Consider the following 18754-nt stretch of genomic DNA (forward strand, 5'->3'; position numbering starts at 1 on the left):
TACCTTTCAGGCGGTGCCGTCCAGATCGATTTTTTGCCCCTCGACTACCCGATGAGCAATCTGATGAAGCGCGTTCGGCACATGTTCGGGAGACGCTTTCACGGCAAGAAAATCCGCCCGCATCCCCGGGGCAATTTCACCTCTTTCCGGCAGTCCCATGAGCAGTGCCCCGTTCCGGCTGGCGCATCGAATGGCGCCCTCCACGCTGAACCCTGCGGATATAAAGAGTTGAATCTCCTCTTTTAACGATCGTCCGTGATGAACCCCCGGACTGCCTGCATCGGTCCCCACTGCAAGTATTACCCCCAGTTGCCGTGCGGTGTCGATCTGCTCCAACTGGTGTCCCAGGTTTTTACGGGACACCTCGGCAAAAGACGGATCGCTACGGTGTCCCTGAGCCTTGAGGTAATCGCCGTAAGCTTTCATGGTCACAGCCGTGGGCACCCAGACCACGCCGTGATCGGCCATGCGGCTCATATTTTCCCTGCCCATGAAAAAACCATGCTCGATGCTGTCACATCCGGCCTCAACAGCCAGTTTTACCGGCAGGTAGCCATTAGCGTGAACCATGGTGGGCTGCCCGCATCTCCGGGCCGCAATAATGGCTGCGGCCAGTTCATTTTTATCAAACTGGGGCGAAGATTCCACGCCGAATTGGGTCAGGCTGTTGAGGCCGGAATTGACCAGTTTCAAGTGGTCTCGCTGTGCATCCGTCTCCATGGCACTCTGTTCCAGGGTCATGCCCGCTTCCACGGGAATGCCGATGAGCTTCCCGTATCGTCCCGGAGCGTGGCGGGCCCGGCCGGGAGAAGCGATGGTCACCATCGTCGGAGGGTTGTTGGCCGTGTCCCTTTTATAGCGCAGGGTGTCGCCATTGTGGTCCCCACCGTCACGAACAGCCAGCACACCGAAGAGCAGATGCTGGCGCAGATGTTCCGCAATGGTTTTACGGCGGTCCGCGTAAGTGCTCATTAGTTGTTCCTGGCGAATAGACGGTTCAGTCGTTCCGGACATCACCAGATGGACGTGACTGTCGATCAGGGCTGGAAACACCGTGCAATCGGATAGATCGACGATGGTCATTTCCGGGGGTTGCGGGTCATTGGGGGTCAGGATCTGCTGGATCCGGCCGGCGCTGATCGTGATAATCCGGTTTTCGACAGCCGGATTGCCTGTCCCGTCGATCAGCCATCCCATACGGTAAGCGATAGTCGTTGAAGTCATAGGCAGAGCGGTTCGTTTTCGTCCACAAATGTTTGATTCGGGTTTTATGGTTTTCAATTCGATTCTCCTATAACCGACCCGCTCATGGACTTCAACCCTTGCCTTGGTTCAGGGTACTTGGCTAAGATTAATGTTCCCTCTGGCCAACTGTTGAACAAAGGGAAGATCCGCCGGAGTGAATGGAAATTGGGGCAACTGGTCCGGCGTTACCCATCGAAAATCCTGGTGGGAAAACAACCTGACCGGGCCGCCGCTCCAGAATGCCCGATAGGCCATCAATTCGATAGAGATGTGATCGTAATGGTAATAGCTGGACCCGAGGTAATTGCCGACGACGGCATCCATTTCCAGTTCTTCCCATAGCTCACGCCTCAAACATTGCTCAGGGGTTTCCCCGGCCTCGATCTTCCCGCCGGGAAATTCCCACAACCCGGCCAATCGATCGTTATGTTGACGCTGGGCGATCAGAATGTTCCCATTACTGACGATAATTGCGGCAGTGACTTGAACGATGGATGTCATGGCGCTTACGTGCCAATCGTCAATTGCCACTTGGGGAGCAACAATAAACGGACTGGCAATAGGGACATATGATTGATGTGATAAAATAATGAATTTATAATTAGCGTCGGTTTAGTGCAATAATAATGTCGTCCTACCAGATGTGGTTTAGGTACAACGGTGCCATTGGCATCCATGGTAGTTATTGTCTTTCCGGAAGAACCCAAGGCCCCCTTTGGCCGACCGGCTGTTCCCATGAAAGTTGAGGCAACCGGATCAGACAACGCCAGAATTTTATCAGCAATTTTCATTTTGTCCATCGATTTCATCAAAAATTTCATGTTTCATTCGAATGATTCCAGGGCTAGGTCGATCCAGCCATCCAGGTGATCGGTAAGCCCAAACCGCTCCAGGTATTCCATGGACAATCGATTTCCATGGATATCTCCGCCGAACTGAGGATTCACGTGGGCCATGGCATCGGCCACGTGAACGGCACCCAAAGCATCAAATGCGGCTGTCGGACATTGCCCGGGACAATGGTGAAAGGCAACCGCCTCCATGATGGAATCGGGAAGCCCCCATAATCCAATCAGGTAGGCGCCGATCAGTTCATGCGTGGCGCCGAAGATTTTCATTTCCGTATCCTGAATGGGTAGGTTTTTATCCAGGGTGGCCTGAAGCAATTCGCCATAATGGTCGGGCATGTTGTGGACCATGACTAGTTTGCCCAGATCATGTAGCAAACCGGCCATGAAGGCTTCTTCTACCTGATCCTTGTGCATCTTTTCCTTGATAGCGATGGCTTTGGCCAGGGTACCGGTTTTAAGGCTGTGGCGATAGATATCCTCAACCATCGGTTTGGGAATACCGCTTTCTTCGAAACCGGAAAAGAGGCCGATGGTCAGCACCAATGCCCGGATGGTGTCCAGCCCGAGAAAGACGACCGCTTCCTCCGGGCCGGCTACGCGCCTGGCGATTCCATAATAAGCGGAGTTGACCAGTTGCAGGATTTTAACGGTCATCCCTATATCCTCGGCAATCACTTTCCCCACCGATTGAATGGGTATTTCCGGATCGTGGAGCAATTCTGTAATCCGTGCATAGGTGGCAGGCAATCCCGGGAAGGCTTCCATTCTAATGATCAGCTGTCTAAGCTTTTGGTTTTTCAACAGGGTTTTGAGGGCAAATGCCCTTTCAATCATGGTCTTGAGTATTTCAGCATCGCATGGTTTTGAAATATATTGGTGGGCCAGGCGCACGGTGCGCATAATTGCTTTGTGATCGGAAAAAGCCGACAGGACAATCCGCACCATCTCGGGATATTTTTCACGGACTTGCGTGAGCAGTTCCTTACCGTCCATCCCGGACATGCGCATTTCGGAAACAATTACGTCAACATCCTCTGATTCCAATCGTCTAAGGGCATCTGGCCCGTTGTTGGAATAGTCAATATTCCAATCATTGCACATCGCGCCCAGCATACACCTCAACTCTTGGGAGAGGTGGGATTCATCATCGACAATAAGAATTTTACGCATCAGTAGATTCTCATTCAAAGAGAAAATGGGTTGACGGCAGCTCGATACCGTCAATAATTTGGAAAGAGATCGGGTGTCGCAACAGAATCATTTCAATAGCAACCTTTTCTTAAATACGAGAAACCTGAAGGTGATATCGGTGCTGGGGAAATATTCTTAAACTTTTTCCCCGTTTCTCGGTAAATTTAGCGACTTGACTTGTTAATGATGGTCGAGGCAAGACGTGGGTATTTTTTTATATTTCAATAATTAACTTGCTTTCAGCCTGAATAGGTTTATTATAGCTGCATTCAACAAGGTTCCGCCTTCGTAATACGGGACGATTTTTTTCTGCAGGAAAATTCAGTACGCCTTTGAAGCATCCTCCAGAGTTAAGATTTTGAATAATTTTAAGAAAGGAGGATGTTATCATGCCCAATGGCATCGTAAAATGGTTTAACGACCAAAAAGGTTTTGGCTTCATCGAACAGGAAAATGGACCGGATGTATTTGTTCATCATTCAGCCATCAACGCCACCGGTTTCAAAAGCCTGAGCGAAGGCGACCGAGTGACATTTGACATCGCGCAAGGCCCAAAAGGTCCTTCCGCCGTCAACGTCACCGTAAGCTAACGTTTTGTTTCTCTGAAAAAAGGGGGCATACTAACCGGTATAGGCTGGATGCCCCTGGAAACTCCCACCGCGAAAATCCCCGATTACAAACGAAAACTTTGTAAACCCCGGAATTGTCCGCGGGTTTATCTAATTATTAATGAGCACGGAAGCATTCCCACGCAGGCGCATGGGAACGAGGATTCCGTAGAAATGCAATCCGTGCTCAATGGAATTGATCTTTTTGGTAAGGAACCTATATTTTGAATTTTAAAACGTTTTCACTTCATCCCGCTGTTGCCGAAGGTGCAACGGAAGCGGGTTATGGCACGCCCACACCCATTCAGGAAAAAGCCATTCCCGAGGTCCTGAAGGGCCGCGATGTAATGGGGCTGGCCCAGACCGGTACGGGTAAAACGGCTGCTTTTGTATTGCCCATTCTGAACCGGCTGATCGATGGCCCCCGCAATCGAATCGGTGCGCTGATCATCGCTCCCACTCGTGAATTGGCCGAACAGATTCATGGCGAGATCAAGATCTTGGGGCGCCAAACACGCTTGCGCAGCGCCGTGGTTTATGGCGGCGTGGGGATCAATCCCCAGATCCAGGATCTCAAACGTGCGGATATTGTGGTGGCTTGTCCCGGCCGGCTGCTGGATCATATCGGTCGACGGACAGTCGATCTTTCCCGACTGGATGTGTTGGTTATAGACGAAGCCGATCAGATGTTCGACATGGGTTTTTTCCCGGACATTCGCCGCATTCTGACCCACGTCCCTTCCAAAAAACGCCAGACCCTGCTCTTTTCGGCCACCATGCCCAAAGAGATCAGTCGCCTGGCAAATGACGTTCTGCATAATCCGATTACGGTTCAGATCGGAACCACGGCTCCCGCGGATACCGTCAGCCATGCCCTGTTCCCGGTCGCCCAGCATTTGAAAACGGCCCTGTTGATCAAGCTGCTGGGCAATACGCAAACCGGGTCGGTCCTGGTGTTTACCCGCACCAAACATCGTGCCAAGAGCCTGGGGGAAAAGCTGTCCAAGGCCGGCTACCGCTCCACCTCACTACAGGGCAATCTGTCTCAGGGGCGTCGCCAGGCGGCGTTGAACGGTTTTCGCTCTGGAGAATATCAAATTCTAGTGGCCACGGATATTGCGGCCCGAGGCATTGATGTCTCCAATGTTTCCCATGTCATCAATTACGATATTCCCTCCACCCCCGAAGCTTATATCCACCGTATCGGCCGCACGGGTCGGGCCGAGCGCAGTGGAGATGCATTTACCCTGGTCACTAAGGAGGACACCCAGATGGTGAGGGCCATCAATGGGGCCATCGGCAGTAGCGTGGAGCAGCGTACCTTGGCTGATTTCAACTATGATGCCCCCCGGGTATCCCACGGGAATATAAATCAAGCCTCCGCCAATCGCCCGCGCCCTGTAGTGCAGCGACGCGCACCCAAACCCAGGGCAAATAATCATTCCAGTAAGGGAGCTTTTGCCTTTCTTTCGCCTAAAAAGACTAAACCATCCGACCGGCGCGGAAATCCATAAATAGACGTCTCCGACGTTGACGCACTTTACGATCAACGGTTGAAAAAGGAAGACTTACCAACAGAAAAGGGGCCACCGCAAATACGGTGACCCCTTTGAATTTTCTGGCGCGCCCGGCAGGATTCGAACCTGCGACCTACGGATTCGTAGTCCGGCACTCTATCCAGCTGAGCTACGGGCGCTAAAAAGTTGGAGTGGTTTTTAAGCCAAACCGCTGACCATGTCAATGTATTCTTGAAATATTTATTGATGAAAACAAAAATAACAGGTAACTGCCTTGCCATGGATTCCCGATACGAACACTTCATGAAGATGGCCATCGATCAAGCCATTGTCGCCGGCCAAATGGGTGAGGTGCCGGTGGGCGCGGTTATCGTAGATGCCGACAATCAAGTGATCGCGAAGGACCACAACCGAACCATAAGCAATTGCGATCCGTCGGCCCATGCGGAGATAAATGTCCTTCGTGCAGCCGCCCGGGAGATTCAAAATTATCGTTTGTTAAGCACTACGCTCTATGTTAGCATAGAACCTTGTGCCATGTGCATGGGGGCCATTGTTCATGCCCGGGTAAAAGCCGTCGTGTTCGGGGCGGCCGACCCGAAATGGGGCGCAGCCGGAAGCCTTTACCACCTCGGTCAAGACGCCCGACTCAACCATCAGGTAGAGATCGTAAAGGGAATTTGCGAGGACCGATGCCGGTTTGTGATCCAGGCGTTTTTCCGCAACCGACGCAAGGCAAGTTGAAACAAAAGGTCGGCATGGGTTTACGCGTTTCCGTTGATTATCGATGAAGGAGCATTTCGTGGCAAATATCGTAATTGTTGGGACCCAGTGGGGTGATGAGGGAAAAGGTAAAATCGTGGATCTCCTGGCCGCCAACGCCGACGTGGTGGTGCGGTTCCAGGGAGGCAACAACGCCGGTCACACCATGGTGGTGGATGGCGAACAATTTATCAGCCACTTAATCCCGTCCGGAATCCTTCAGAAGAAAGTCTGCGTCATCGGCAACGGAGTCGTTGTGGACCCTGAGGTCTTGATCGAAGAGATTGATTACCTGGAATCCAAAGGAATTGCCGTAGGCCCTGACATTCTCATGATCAGTGACCGGGCCCACGTAATTTTGCCCTATCACAAGTTGGTCGACCACGGTCGTGAAAAGTTGAAGGGAGATAAAAAAATCGGTACCACCGGTCGGGGGATCGGACCCTGTTACGAGGACAAAGCCACCCGGCGCGGTGTTCGTTTTGTGGATCTGATCGACCCGGAATCCTTCAACGAGCGCCTGCAGGCCATCGTTCCTGAAAAGAATTTTTACCTGGAAAAATTCCTCGGCACCGAAACCGTTGATCTCGAGTCGATTTTAAAAAAGTATACTCAATTCGCCAACCGATTGAAGCCCTATGTCACCAATGTTTCCATGGCCCTGCAAAAGGCCGGTAGAGCCGGAAAACAGATCCTTTTCGAAGGCGCCCAGGGAACCCACCTGGACATTGATCACGGCACCTACCCATTTGTCACCTCTTCCAATACCGCCTCCGGCAATGCCTGCTGTGGGAGCGGCGTCGGCCCAAAGGATATCAACGGCGTGATCGGCATCGTCAAGGCCTACACCACCCGTGTGGGCGCCGGACCGTTCCCGTCTGAGCTGTTTGACGATATCGGCAACAAAATTCAAAAAACCGGGGCTGAATTTGGCGCCACCACCGGCCGACGACGACGTTGCGGCTGGCTGGATACGGTGATCCTGAACAATGCGGTGAGGCTCAACGGGCTCACCGGTCTGGCCATTACCAAACTCGATGTACTCGGCGAACTTGATGAACTTAGAATCTGTACCGCTTATGAACACGATGGCAAACGCATCAACGATGTGCCGGCCAATCTCAATCACCTGGCCGCCTGTAAACCGGTTTATGAAACCATGCCCGGATGGCGCGAAGTTATTCGCCGTATTCGACGCTATGAGGATCTGCCCGAGATCGCCCGGCAATATCTGGCCCGTATCGAGACGTTGACCGGCGTGCCGATTCAGATCGTTTCGGTTGGGCCGGGAAGAGATGAAACCATCGTTCTGGACAACCCTTTTACTCGCTAAAAAGGCATCACAATCAATCTTCAAGCTATTGACTTTTGACATGCCTTGACATACAAGGACCACCCATCGGGACATGGCTCAGTCTGGTAGAGCACAGCGTTCGGGACGCTGGGGTCGCAGGTTCAAATCCTGCTGTCCCGACCATTTTAAGATAGAAGGTTACGACATCGAAATCGTAACCTTTTCTTTTTTTCAGGGTTTGCCTTTAAACGAAACAGCAGACGTGACCACAGAACTCGGTTATCGTCTTCATAGTCTCTTTTATAAACGACTTCCCTGTGCGTTCTTTTTTGGCAGCCAGCAATCGGCCCATGACAGCCTCTACTTTTCCGAACCGCCGATTCTGATGATAAAGTCCCCACTATGCCCCCGCGATTTTTCATATTCCAGCCGGATTTTTCGGTTGTTGGGCGCAATGGCCAGCGCTGTTTCAAAATAACCCAAGGCAGTTTCCGGGTCATTGGCCACCAGAGAATAATAAAGACCGATGTTGTAGTGCACCATTCCTTTTTGAATCAGGTTAAAGTAGCGATCCTGAACCTTTGCGCGGGTATACGATTCCAGCGCTTTTTCAAAAAGCCCCTGTTCCCATAGGCGGCTCCCATAATTGTTATACGGGATGCTCAAACCGGGCGATTTGGCGATGTTATCGGCCCACATCAACCGGTCGTTGCTGAAAATCGAATTATATCCATAAGTCGTGTGACCAATTACAGAAAAAAAGAGCGCCAGTCCACTGAGCAGACCCCGTTGCAGGCGTTGAGCATAGGAAAAATAGCCTATCGCCCGGACAACAAGTATCGCAGGAAGGATAAAGAGCATCATGGAGGGAAGGTAATTTCGATGCTCATAAATCAGTTCAAGATTGAGGAAGGAACCTTCTATCGCATGGTTGATCAGGAAAAAGATGATGCAATACGCTGCCAAAGGCTGCCGGCGTGCGCCCCAAAACAAGGCACCGATAAAGATGAGAACCAAACTGATCATGGCCGGAAGCGTTGTCCAGGGAGACACCAACGACGTCGAAAAATCAATGTCGTGAAGGAGGGTCAGGCGGGATTGCGTAGGATAAAAAAGCAGCGATAGATACTGCCAGATCACTCTCGGCTGGGTCAGCACCCGTTCAAGGGGGGTGTATGGTCTGATTTTTGCGTAGCTGCCTAAAAACGTCTCCGGGTTTAAAGAAAACCATCCTATGAGGGCCAGCGTCGCCAGAGCCGGAAATCCGAACGCCAGTGTCTTTTTCAAACTTAAGCGACCAACGCCCTGAACCAGGATCCATTCATAGAAAAAGAGGGACAGGGGAATCATGGCGCTGTTTTGTTTGGTCGCCAAGGCCAGCAACGCGCTCAATGCAGCAGCAGCCAACCACGCCCATTTTCCAAGGCTCGATTCAGTCGTTCGGCCCCTTGCATAACTATATAGGGTAAAAATGTAAAACAATCCGGCCAAAGACGCCATGCGTTGGACGATATAGGTGACCGCGGTGACATGAATAGGGTGAATGGCCCAGATGAATGCGGCCAGCAAGGCAACCGGATGGGAAACGCTCCCGAACTTCAACCTCAGGAGCGGCAGGTTCAAGGTGTGCTGTATAAACAGATAAAGAAAAATGGAGGCAGACAGATTAATGGCGAAATTGACGATATGGTAGCCGACCACCTGTTTTTTCCCGAAATAATAGTTGATCGCAAAGCTGAAATAGGCCAGCGGTCGGCTCAGATGCCCGCCGTGTTCCGGGTCTCCGAGGTAAAGGCTTTTTCTCAGGGATTTTGCATCGAGCGACTCGATTTGAACATTCTTGTTCTCTAAAATGTTATAATAGTCATCGTAGTGCCATTCTCCGGTAAAACTGGGCCAGTAAATAATCAAGAGTGTAACCAGAAACAACAGGCCCACCAGAACCACCCGATACCATTCCGGTTCCAGATGTAGATGGTAAGTTGCTCTGTCTGTTCTCATCAATCCACCATCTTTTGCATTAAACAGGTCAGCCCGATGGTCGCGATAACCGTCCGCTCAATGACCATTTTCAACCGGGTCGATAAATCAATAGCAACTTCAAAGCGTTGAAGCAACATCGGGATAATGGCGGTTGAACCCACTTTCATGGATTTAACGTTTTAATTATAACTTTAGATCTGGTATTAATCCATCATGGACCATGGTAATGAAAAAAACCGGATCAGCGGCTTTACCCCCCTTGAAGTCCTGGTGGTTCTGGTGATCATCGGCATTATCAGTGTTATTATTGTTGGCCGCAGCGATATCGGCCAGACCGACCTTCTGGCCCAGACCGAGGTCATCAAATCCCACATCCGCTATGCCCAATCCCGGGCCATGAATTCCGATCGAATCTGGGGAATACGCGGTGATGCCTCCGGGCGGTTATACTGGCTTTTCGTCGAAGGGGATCCCGCCAATAAAAAACTACCGGGCGAGGAGTCCGACACCGTGGATCTTGCGACGCATAAATTGAAGTTAACGCCAACAGAGACACTCATTTCCTTTGACAGCCGGGGCCGTCCCTGTTCCGATACCCATGGGACGATTCTACGGGATAGCGATTTAACCCTGACACTGGCGGCAGACAGCGGAGCGACCACAACCCTAAGCGTTACCCGGAACACTGGATTTATCCCATGAAACCCAGGCGATCCGACGAGTCGGGGTTTACCCTGATCGAAATTATCGTCACCCTGACCGTAGCCGCCCTCCTGTCGGTCATGCTGGTGCAGTTCATGGGAACCAGCATATCAAGAAGTGCGGAGCCCCTTTTATCCATGCAGGAAGGCATGGCCCTGCAAGGAATCTTTGAAAACATGAGCGCAGACTACAAACAGTTGCTGCTCACCGACAATAACCCTCTCGATACGTTTAAAACGCGGGTTGAAGGCGGTTTTTACGGCACCTATACGTTAATCGACAGCAAATACATCCTGTTCGACACCACCCGGACAGAAACCGACTGCAACACCAATTGCATGATATTGAAAGTGACGATTTCATCGGGCGACCATTCTTTAACCTCTCTGTTTGCCCGATAATAAGCTGATGCATCAAATGAAACCGGCCATGACTGCAAATTCCAAACAATACCGACGGAGATGTGATGCCGGCTTTACGCTGATCGAAATCATCATTTCATTGGTGGTTGCCGGAATTCTCGCATCAATCGCCGGCATGGGAATGGTGTCCGCCTTCAGCAGCTATGCCGTAGTCCGGGAAAATGTGGGCCTTTCCCAGAAAATCCAGCTCGCGGCAACCCGTATCCAGCGGGAACTGCTGGAGTTGACCGATATCAGCTTTCAGGACAATTCCCGGCCTTATATCGCCTATTACTCGGCGGAAGGTCAGCCACGAGCCATCGCAAAGGTAGATGATACCATCAAGCTGTATAACAATATGGAAGGACCCATTTCAGACGCCGATCTGGAGAACAACGGTGACATTCTGACCGACAGTGTGGAGTCATTCACCCTGAATTATTTTCAGGGCAGCCATGTTTGGAATGGGGCTGACATCCGAGAACTTTCCACCATTCAGTTTTCCTTGAAGCTTTCCCCCAAGGACGTTGCCGGCAGTACCGTGGATGCATCAACCCTGGTTCATCTGAGGAACAACGATAATTATGGCGGCAGCGCCGTAACCCTGCCCGTCGCCCCACCTACCGTCGATCAATACTCCTGCTTTATTTCAACAATGCTGCCTGGCTCAGTTGACTCCAGCTTCACATGCATCCGAACGTTAATGCGATGGATTCTTATTTTGATACCACTATTGTGGGTGGTTCGGTGCATCAAACAAACAAAATGGATTCTTCCGTCAAAAGCGGATACCCTGTCCAGCAATAAAACCGATGGAAGCGTGCTGATCGGAATTATCATCGCCATCCTGGTATTTGCCGCCCTGGGAGCAGCCATCGTACCGATGATCAGTTCCTCCCAGTTGCATCGAACCGCCTTGGGCAGATCTGCCCAGGCCTATTATCTGGCAGAATCCGGTATGCGCTACGCAGCCAGCCAATATCTCAATGCTACCGGGGAAGCCGCCAAATATTCGGCGTTGAACGACCTCCATGGCTTTCCCTACCAGTTGCAGGAGAATCAGGGAACCTTCACCGTGTCCGTCAACCCTTACACCTTTTCGGTTGTGGGTGATCACACGAATACCACCACATTGGTAACGCGCTTTTATGGCGGCCTGGCATCCGGATATGCCTTTCCTGGAGCAGGCAGGCTGAGCATCGAAGACACCATTTATTCTTTTTCATCGGCTCCCTCCGTTGACCTTGCAGGACAGCAGGTTATCTTTGTGACTTCACCGGCGCTGACCGTGGCAGCAGATACGCCGGTTTACCCGGTCGCCCGAGCCCCATCCGGGCAGACCGTTTCAGACGGCGGCGATCTTTCCCTGTCGCCGGGATCCGGCGACATGTTTCCGGACCGAAACGGTTCCTTTGAACTGGGAGGAAACTCTTACACCTACCGTGAAAATAACCGGGATGCAGATATTCTTATCGGCATCAAACGAACCGATAGCCTTGGTTTTTCAGATATCCTGTTGACCGCGGACGAAGACATCCGGCTGAAAAAATTCGTCAAAATCACATCCACCGGTACGGTGGGCAGCGGCGATATGATGGCGTCCCGCGACATCGTGTATCATGTCCAGATTCCCGAGGAGAAAGAGCCCCAGCGCATCGTCTTTGAAGAAAGATTCGATAACCTGGACAAGTGGAACGAATCTGTGCTCGGCACCCATGAGATAATGGATGTCGGGGGTAACAACGTACTCAGGGTCACGGGAATCACCCAGTCTGGCGTCGACACCCCCAGTGCCAGTTTGATCGAGCTTAATGTCGGAGCCGGAAGATTCAATCCCGATCAACTCGATACGCAGGTCAAAGTTGGGTATGAACCGGTATTACCCGACTATTACACGGCGGGAATCAGTTTCCGTTTGACCGACGGTGGTGATAAAACCTATGGATTGTCATTTCAGCGGAGTGCGCCAATCGGCAATACAGTCGCCATTGACAACATTTACAATGGGCTTAAGCCGTTCAGGGGTGATAAGGTTCAAGCCATTATCCTATGGCAGTCCACAGGAAATAATGACTCTGATAAGCAATGGTTGGCATATAAAAAGTTATCAGATGTCAATCTGTTTTTAAGCACACAGGAAATAACGGACACTGCATCGGATTGGCCGGAAATCGTTGAAGGAAAAAGGGTATCAACATCAATCGACCTTTCGCCAGTTCCCGAAATTCCATGTGATTACCAGAAACTAAAGCTGAAATGGTCTACCACCGATTGCCCATCTCTTAATATCTCCATAAACAATGGTGAATTCCTGCCAATTTTAGAAGGAAATGAATATGATATTAGCATTTATGAAAATACTTTAGCGTTTCAAATAAGGTTTGAAGTATCGGAAGCAAACTTCTGCAGCATCAATAATATTGAAATCGTTGCCGATGAATTTGATGTCTCAAATGCCACCCTTTTGGCCCGTTTCAAGGAATCATCGGCAATAGAATTCCAATATGGGGTTGGATCGGACAGCATCATCGATGAAGATCGAATTTATGGGGTCAGCAGTGGAGCCTCGGCAACTGTTTATGGTTCTCCGATTGTATCTTCAGGCAATTGGACAAGCGAGGATAATGCATCCGGAACGATACTTTTAGATAAGGTGAATGGAATATTTGATGTGGGTGGTCAGGAGCAAATCGCCATCAATGGAAAGTCTGTGGTTGTCAAGTGCGCCGGCTATTCTGCCAAGGAACATTTTATCAAAGCCTATTATGGTACTGCATCCGGTTGCGGCACGCCAAACACCAACCCGCTCGATGGTGAAAAACGGCCCTATCCGATCGATCCCCCGGAATTGAACTGGCCGCCGGACGAAGGCGATCCTTTGACAGCTGATAAGGACTATTTCCAATTGATTCAATGGGACGTGATCAATAGTTCCGTCGGGACTGTCGGTCTGGTTGACTCCCTCGACCAACCGAATACCCTTATCCGCAGCTCGGAAGCATCGATTGATGGTTTGGGCTCCACCCTCGGCCTCCACACCTTCGGCAAAGGCTCCCTGAATGTCTATTTCGATGATTTCGGCTATCAGTCATTCATTGAGCAACCCGTGGCCATCAGCCAGCCTATTCAGTATTGAAGGTTCAACTAAACCTTGACCTTGTCCAACGGCCTCAAGTAGATAGTGACCGGTTTTATTGATCGTTAAGGGACGGCTCTGGATACAGGACTCCAAACCGAAAGTGCTCAGGAGATGACAACGTGGACCTGAATGAATTTGTAAAAAATGCCCTCGAATCCGGCATAGGGGCTTTAACCGAAGTTGAGTCGAAAAAAATATTGGGCAGCTATGGCGTGCCGGTGGTTGCGGAAACGATTGTGGCCACGGCTGCAGAGGCTGTAGCGGCAGCCGCCGATATGAAATTTCCCGTGGTCCTCAAGGGAATAGGCGAAGGCCTTCTCCATAAAACCGAGGCCGGTCTGGTTCACCTCAATCTGGCCGATGAAACAACCGTAGGGTCTGCGGCGGAGCAAATCCTTCAGGCTGCGTCCGGGGCGCAAATTCTGGTACAGCCTCAAATTCGCGGAAACCGGGAATTCGTGGCCGGCCTTTTCCGTGATCCCCATTTTGGTCCGGCGATTCTTTTTGGATTAGGCGGCATCCTGACCGAAGCCTTGTCCGACGTCGTCTTTCGGCTGGCGCCGCTGACCCGTCAAGATGCGACGGACATGATCGAATCCATCCGGTCCCGCTCGCTGCTGGGGCCATTTCGCGGAGAAAAGGCAGTGGATCGTGAAGTCCTTCTGGATACACTGATGGGGCTTTCCGCCATCGCTGCCGATTTTCCCGAAATTGCCGAAATCGACATCAATCCACTCATTGCCACGGCAACCGGAGCGCTCACGGCCGTTGATGCCCTGATCACCCTGGCCGAACCTGAACGTGTGACAACGGATGCCCACCCGGTCCCGCCACCGGCCATCCACTCGCTGTTCTATCCCCGTTCGGTGGCCTTCATCGGTGCATCTTCCCAAATGGGCAAGTGGGGACACATGCTGATCTGCAATGCCATCAGCGGCGGTTTCAAAGGCGAGGTCTATGCCGTCAATCCAAAAGGAGGCGTCATCGCCGGAAAACCGGCGTATAAATCAGTGGAGGAGATTCCCGGGGAAGTGGATCTCGCGGTGGTCACCGTGCCTGCCGCCGGCATCGTTAACCTGATCCCCCAGCTCAAGGCCAAAGGGATTAAAAACGTAGTATTAATCACATCGGGTTTCGGTGAAACCGGTATCGAGGGCAAAGCGCTGGAAAAGCTGCTGGTCGACCAGGCCCGCGCCGCCGGCATTCTGATCCTCGGACCCAACACCATGGGGATCTGCAATCCCCATATCCATTTTTTCTGTACGGGAACAGCGGTCCATCCCATGGCCGGTTCAACTGCCGTTGTGGCCCAGTCAGGAAACATGGGAACCCAGCTGCTCGCCTTTGCCGAAGAGCAGGGTATCGGCATTCGTGCGTTTTCCGGATCCGGCAACGAAGCCATGATCACCATCGAGGACTACATGGAAGGCTTTGAAGTGGATAGCCTCACCCGAACCGTGATGATTTATATCGAAAGCGTGAAGCAGGGTCGCCGCTTTTTTGAAAGTGCCCGCCGGGTGAGCCAGAAAAAACCCATCGTGATGCTCAAGGGCGGACAGACCCGTGCGGGAAACCGGGCCGCGGCCAGTCATACCGGGGCCATGGCATCCAACGCCCGCTTGTTCGATGCCGTCTGCCGCCAGGCGGGCATTGTCAAGGTGGATCAGCCCATGGAACTGCTGGACCTGTCCGCCGCTTTTTCTTCCCTGCCCCTGCCCCGGGGAAACCGGATTGCCATCATGACCTTGGGGGGGGGATGGGGGGTCGTCACCGCCGATCTGTGCAGCCAGTTCGACCTGTCGGTGCCGGAACTCTCTCCAGATTTGATTGCCCGCATCGACCGGATTCTACCCCCATATTGGAGCCGATCCAACCCGATCGATCTGGTGGGAGAAAATGACCTATCGATCCCTTTGACCGTCATGGAGGCCCTGCTGCAATGGGAAGGCTGTGACGCAATCATCAATCTGGGTATCCTCGGCCGCCGAATTTTTCTCAAACGCCTGGCCGATTCGGTGGGAAATGCGGACCCGTCATATACGCGGGAATTCCTTGAAGACGCCGTGGATGCATTTTCCGATTTCGAAAACAGCTACATCGAACAGATTGTCCGGCTGATGGAAAAATACGGTAAGCCGGTTTTCGGGGTCAGCCTGCTCACCGATGAAAAAGATGCCACGGTCTATCGGGTAAAAGGGCATACCCTCAAGGGCGTATTCTACGAAACACCGGAACAGGCGGTAAAGGCCGCGGCCCGCATGGTCGAGTATCAACGCTTTCGTACCCGGCACGCCGGTTAAAAAGGATATCCATTGGATTCACCACTGCTGATTGCCGCCGGCGCCAGCTTCATTGCCGGCCTGCTGGGATATATCATCGCCCGACTGTGGATCAAGCCCATCGTTCGCTACAACATCACCAAACGCAAACTTGACCATGAACTCACCCAATTCCTGGCGCTGATGAATGCAACCGTCGAGCCGGAAAAAAAAATGGAAAAACAAAAGCGCGGAGATGCGATGCTGAAAACCGCCCGAAAACATGCCATGGACCTGGTCTCCTGTTACGGAGCGGACATCCCCTACTGGTACCGTCTCTTGCTGGACAGTCGCAAAGAATCACCCATTGAAGCGTCGGGACTGCTCACCAACCTTTCTAAAATAAGGGATAGGGAACAAGTTAGCTGTCGAATTAACCGTGCACGGAAAATAATGGGGCTTGAAATGAACACGGCGACTTTGAAAACGCCGTATGGCCAAGTGAGATAGTGTTTCAACACCCTTGTTAAACCTAAAAAAGGGTTAACCCTACCCATGGAAAAGAAAAAGCCTGGAAGCAGCCATGCGAACCTTCTTCGACCTGAAGAAGATTGCCTGCAGACCTTCCTGATGGCCGATGACACCATTCGCGGAACCGTGCTCAACGGTAGCTGGATGATCAACCAGATGCGCTGGAACCACGAGTTGGGCATCCTGGAGACGCTGGTTCTCGGCCACGCTTATCTGGGGGCCTGCCTGATGGGTGCCGGCCTCAAGGGGAAAGACCGACTATGTCTGCAGGTGGACTGCTCCGGACCCGTCAAAGGCCTGGTTGTCGAAGCCAATGCCATCGGCGAAGTGCGTGGGTTCTTAAAAAATGTGCCCATCCCTGTTGAAAAACCCCTGGAAAACTTCAACCTCTCTCCATTTTTCGGAGCCGGGTTTATCTCGGTGACCCGCACCCTGGCCAATGCCAAACAACCCTTTACCGGCAAGGTGATGATGGCCCACGGCAGTCTGGCCAAGGATCTGGCCCATTACTATCTCACCTCGGAGCAGATCCCCACCTCATTCAGCCTCAGCGTCAATTTCGACAGCAAGGGAAATGTGGCGGCAGCCGGCGGCATGTTCCTGCAGGCCATGCCCGACGCCGACGATGCGGTGGTCCGACAGATCGAAGATCGGGTTGTGGAGCTGCCATCCATCGGTGCCGTTCTGGCTGAAGGAACCGAACTGGAGGGCTTGGTAAGGACCCATTTCGGGGACTATGCCCCCCGTTTCATCGACCAACGGGAAGTTGCCTTCACCTGCCATTGCAACCGGGACCAGATCCGCAACGTGCTGACCCTGCTGCCAATCGACGAATTGAGAGATATTCAGGAAAAAGGCCCCTTCCCCGTAGAGATCCGCTGCCACCACTGCAACACCCGCTACACGTTCGACCGCGAGCACATCGACCGGATCGTGGCGGCCCGCTTTTCTAAAAACTGAAAGTGATAGTAGGTCGGTAGGCTATAGGCTGTGGGCATTTAGGGCGGAACGAATGCCATCGGTTTTCGATGAGCTACCATCTCAATGGAACCCCAAAATCCAATGAACCCAACACACTCGACTAACCGACCATCTATTTTCCTGCCCATTGCAGGAACTACTTTTTTCCGCCTGGTATTCAATACCGCCAGGCGTTTTGCCTACCCTTTTGCGCCGGTGCTGAGCAGGGGGCTTGGCGTGTCCCTGTCGGCCATCACGTCGCTCATCGCCATCAATCAGGTGACGTCCCTGCTGGGTGCACTGATCGGTCCGCTGTCCGATCGACTGGGTTACCGAAAAATGATGATCGCCGGGATAGCCATGCTGGCGACCGGCATGCTGGCTGCAGCAATTTTTCCTATTTATGCAGTCGTCCTGGTGGCCTTGTTTCTGGCCGGACTGGGCAAGAGTATTTTCGATCCGGCCGTGCAGGCCTGGGTCGGCAGCCGGGTGCCCTATCGCCGACGGGCGTTGGTGATCGGTATCATGGAGACCTCATGGTCTGCCAGCACCCTGATCGGCATCCCTCTGGTGGCAATTCTCATGGACAGGTATGGGTGGCAATCGCCATTTCTGGTTATGGGTGGATTGGGATGCATCGGAGCCATTGCCCTTTTTTTTATCATCCCCAAAGAATCTGAACTCCCGCTCCGAAAAGTAACGCCATCGGAATACCTTGGCACCTATTCGCGGCTGATTTCAAACAAAACCGCATGGGGCGTCCTGGGTTATGTGTTTTTTGTCAGTGCGGCCAACGACAATCTATTTGTGGTATACGGGGCGTGGCTGGAGAATAGTTTTGGCCTGGGCATCGTGGCCCTGGGATTGGGAACCAGCCTTATCGGGGTGGCTGAACTGGCTGGGGAAGGCCTTACCGCCGCCATTTCCGACCGATTCGGTTTAAAGCGTGCGCTGGCTGTCGGTTTGAGCCTGTCCGTTCTGAGCTACTTTGCATTGCCTTTTCTGGATACATCCCTGACGGCGGCCATGTCCGGTTTGGCCATTCTTTTTTTCATTTATGAATTCACTCTGGTCACCAGCTTGTCCCTGTGCACCGAAATCCTGCCGGGTTTCCGGGCAACGATGATGTCCGGTTTTTTTGCCACAGCAGGTATCGGGCGAGTGATAGGGGCGTTGATGGGCGGAGCGATATGGCAGGCTGGCGGCATCCTGGCCACGGGCTGTATTTCGGGAGTACTGACTTGTCTGGGGTTGCTGTGTTTGATGCGCGGGCTCAGGGGGTGGGATCAGACCGGCACCTGATCTTTCACTG

At 52.2% G+C, this 18754-nt stretch carries 17 protein-coding genes and 2 tRNA genes; 12 read left to right on the forward strand and 7 right to left on the reverse strand.

The window, feature by feature from the left end:
• Nucleotides 1–6: 6 nt before the first annotated feature.
• The 4 genes from ACHZBS_RS28615 to ACHZBS_RS28630 all read right to left on the reverse strand — a co-directional run bounded on the left by ACHZBS_RS28615 (nt 7) and on the right by ACHZBS_RS28630 (nt 3266).
• A complete protein-coding gene (locus tag ACHZBS_RS28615) occupies nt 7–1224 on the reverse strand; it encodes an amidohydrolase family protein (RefSeq protein WP_394708067.1) in 1218 nt (405 codons plus the stop codon).
• 108 nt (nt 1225–1332) lie between these two features.
• On the reverse strand, nt 1333–1746 hold the full coding sequence (locus tag ACHZBS_RS28620) for a (deoxy)nucleoside triphosphate pyrophosphohydrolase (RefSeq protein WP_319409949.1): 414 nt from the start codon (nt 1744–1746) through the stop codon (nt 1333–1335).
• Between the two features lie 5 nt (nt 1747–1751).
• Entirely contained in the window at nt 1752–2054 is a 303-nt protein-coding gene (locus ACHZBS_RS28625) for a hypothetical protein (RefSeq protein WP_319409950.1), read from the reverse strand.
• 15 nt (nt 2055–2069) lie between these two features.
• Nucleotides 2070–3266 carry a response regulator gene (locus ACHZBS_RS28630; protein ID WP_319409951.1) on the reverse strand — a complete coding sequence of 399 codons (1197 nt, stop codon included), beginning with the start codon at nt 3264–3266 and terminating at the stop codon, nt 2070–2072.
• Nucleotides 3267–3676: 410 nt separating this feature from the next.
• Here ACHZBS_RS28630 and ACHZBS_RS28635 point away from each other — a divergent pair, with 410 nt between their 5' ends.
• Both ACHZBS_RS28635 and ACHZBS_RS28640 read left to right on the forward strand, forming a co-directional pair.
• A complete protein-coding gene (locus tag ACHZBS_RS28635; protein ID WP_319409952.1) occupies nt 3677–3877 on the forward strand; it encodes a cold-shock protein in 201 nt (66 codons plus the stop codon).
• A 242-nt stretch (nt 3878–4119) separates the two neighbouring features.
• A complete protein-coding gene (locus tag ACHZBS_RS28640) occupies nt 4120–5409 on the forward strand; it encodes a DEAD/DEAH box helicase (RefSeq protein WP_319409953.1) in 1290 nt (429 codons plus the stop codon).
• A 105-nt stretch (nt 5410–5514) separates the two neighbouring features.
• On the opposite strand, the gene ACHZBS_RS28645 is transcribed toward ACHZBS_RS28640, so the two are convergent.
• Nucleotides 5515–5591 (reverse strand) — tRNA-Arg (locus ACHZBS_RS28645).
• 67 nt (nt 5592–5658) lie between these two features.
• Here ACHZBS_RS28645 and tadA point away from each other — a divergent pair.
• From tadA to ACHZBS_RS28660, 3 genes are all read left to right on the forward strand, one after another.
• Nucleotides 5659–6156 (forward strand): tRNA adenosine(34) deaminase TadA, encoded by a 498-nt coding sequence (gene tadA, locus ACHZBS_RS28650; protein WP_319409954.1) that lies wholly within the window; start codon nt 5659–5661, stop codon nt 6154–6156.
• A 58-nt stretch (nt 6157–6214) separates the two neighbouring features.
• Nucleotides 6215–7507 (forward strand): adenylosuccinate synthase, encoded by a 1293-nt coding sequence (locus ACHZBS_RS28655; RefSeq protein WP_319409955.1) that lies wholly within the window; start codon nt 6215–6217, stop codon nt 7505–7507.
• 67 nt (nt 7508–7574) lie between these two features.
• Nucleotides 7575–7651: transfer RNA gene (locus tag ACHZBS_RS28660), tRNA-Pro, on the forward strand.
• A gap of 177 nt (nt 7652–7828) precedes the next feature.
• Here the strand turns inward: ACHZBS_RS28660 and ACHZBS_RS28665 are convergent.
• Both ACHZBS_RS28665 and ACHZBS_RS28670 read right to left on the reverse strand, forming a co-directional pair.
• A complete protein-coding gene (locus ACHZBS_RS28665; RefSeq protein ID WP_319409956.1) occupies nt 7829–9469 on the reverse strand; it encodes a tetratricopeptide repeat protein in 1641 nt (546 codons plus the stop codon).
• The gene (locus ACHZBS_RS28670) at nt 9469–9618 is read right to left on the reverse strand and encodes a hypothetical protein (protein ID WP_319409957.1); all 150 of its coding nucleotides are present in this window, start codon (nt 9616–9618) and stop codon (nt 9469–9471) included. Before ACHZBS_RS28670 ends, ACHZBS_RS28665 begins: the two co-directional genes overlap by 1 nt.
• A gap of 46 nt (nt 9619–9664) precedes the next feature.
• Between ACHZBS_RS28670 and ACHZBS_RS28675 the strand changes: the two genes are divergently transcribed.
• From ACHZBS_RS28675 to ACHZBS_RS28705, 7 genes are all read left to right on the forward strand, one after another.
• Complete coding sequence (locus ACHZBS_RS28675) at nt 9665–10153, forward strand: prepilin-type N-terminal cleavage/methylation domain-containing protein (protein WP_319409958.1); 489 nt, start codon at nt 9665–9667, stop codon at nt 10151–10153.
• The gene (locus ACHZBS_RS28680) at nt 10150–10554 is read left to right on the forward strand and encodes a type II secretion system protein (RefSeq protein ID WP_319409959.1); all 405 of its coding nucleotides are present in this window, start codon (nt 10150–10152) and stop codon (nt 10552–10554) included. The genes ACHZBS_RS28675 and ACHZBS_RS28680 overlap by 4 nt, the downstream gene beginning before the upstream one ends.
• Before the next feature lie 16 nt (nt 10555–10570).
• Entirely contained in the window at nt 10571–13690 is a 3120-nt protein-coding gene (locus tag ACHZBS_RS28685; RefSeq protein ID WP_319409960.1) for a prepilin-type N-terminal cleavage/methylation domain-containing protein, read from the forward strand.
• A 122-nt stretch (nt 13691–13812) separates the two neighbouring features.
• Nucleotides 13813–15993, forward strand: coding sequence for an acetate--CoA ligase family protein (locus ACHZBS_RS28690; RefSeq protein ID WP_319409961.1), 2181 nt, complete (start codon nt 13813–13815; stop codon nt 15991–15993).
• Between the two features lie 12 nt (nt 15994–16005).
• Nucleotides 16006–16461 carry a hypothetical protein gene (locus ACHZBS_RS28695; RefSeq protein ID WP_319409962.1) on the forward strand — a complete coding sequence of 152 codons (456 nt, stop codon included), beginning with the start codon at nt 16006–16008 and terminating at the stop codon, nt 16459–16461.
• Nucleotides 16462–16506: 45 nt separating this feature from the next.
• Nucleotides 16507–17442: an Hsp33 family molecular chaperone HslO gene (locus ACHZBS_RS28700; RefSeq protein WP_319409963.1), complete on the forward strand. Its 936-nt coding sequence runs from the start codon at nt 16507–16509 to the stop codon at nt 17440–17442.
• Between the two features lie 102 nt (nt 17443–17544).
• Nucleotides 17545–18744, forward strand: a complete 1200-nt coding sequence (locus tag ACHZBS_RS28705) for an MFS transporter (protein WP_319409964.1) — start codon at nt 17545–17547, stop codon at nt 18742–18744.
• Nucleotides 18745–18754: the final 10 nt, after the last annotated feature.

Origin of the sequence: uncultured Desulfosarcina sp., assembly GCF_963664155.2 — a bacterium.
Taxonomy (GTDB): Bacteria; Desulfobacterota; Desulfobacteria; order Desulfobacterales; family Desulfosarcinaceae; genus Desulfosarcina.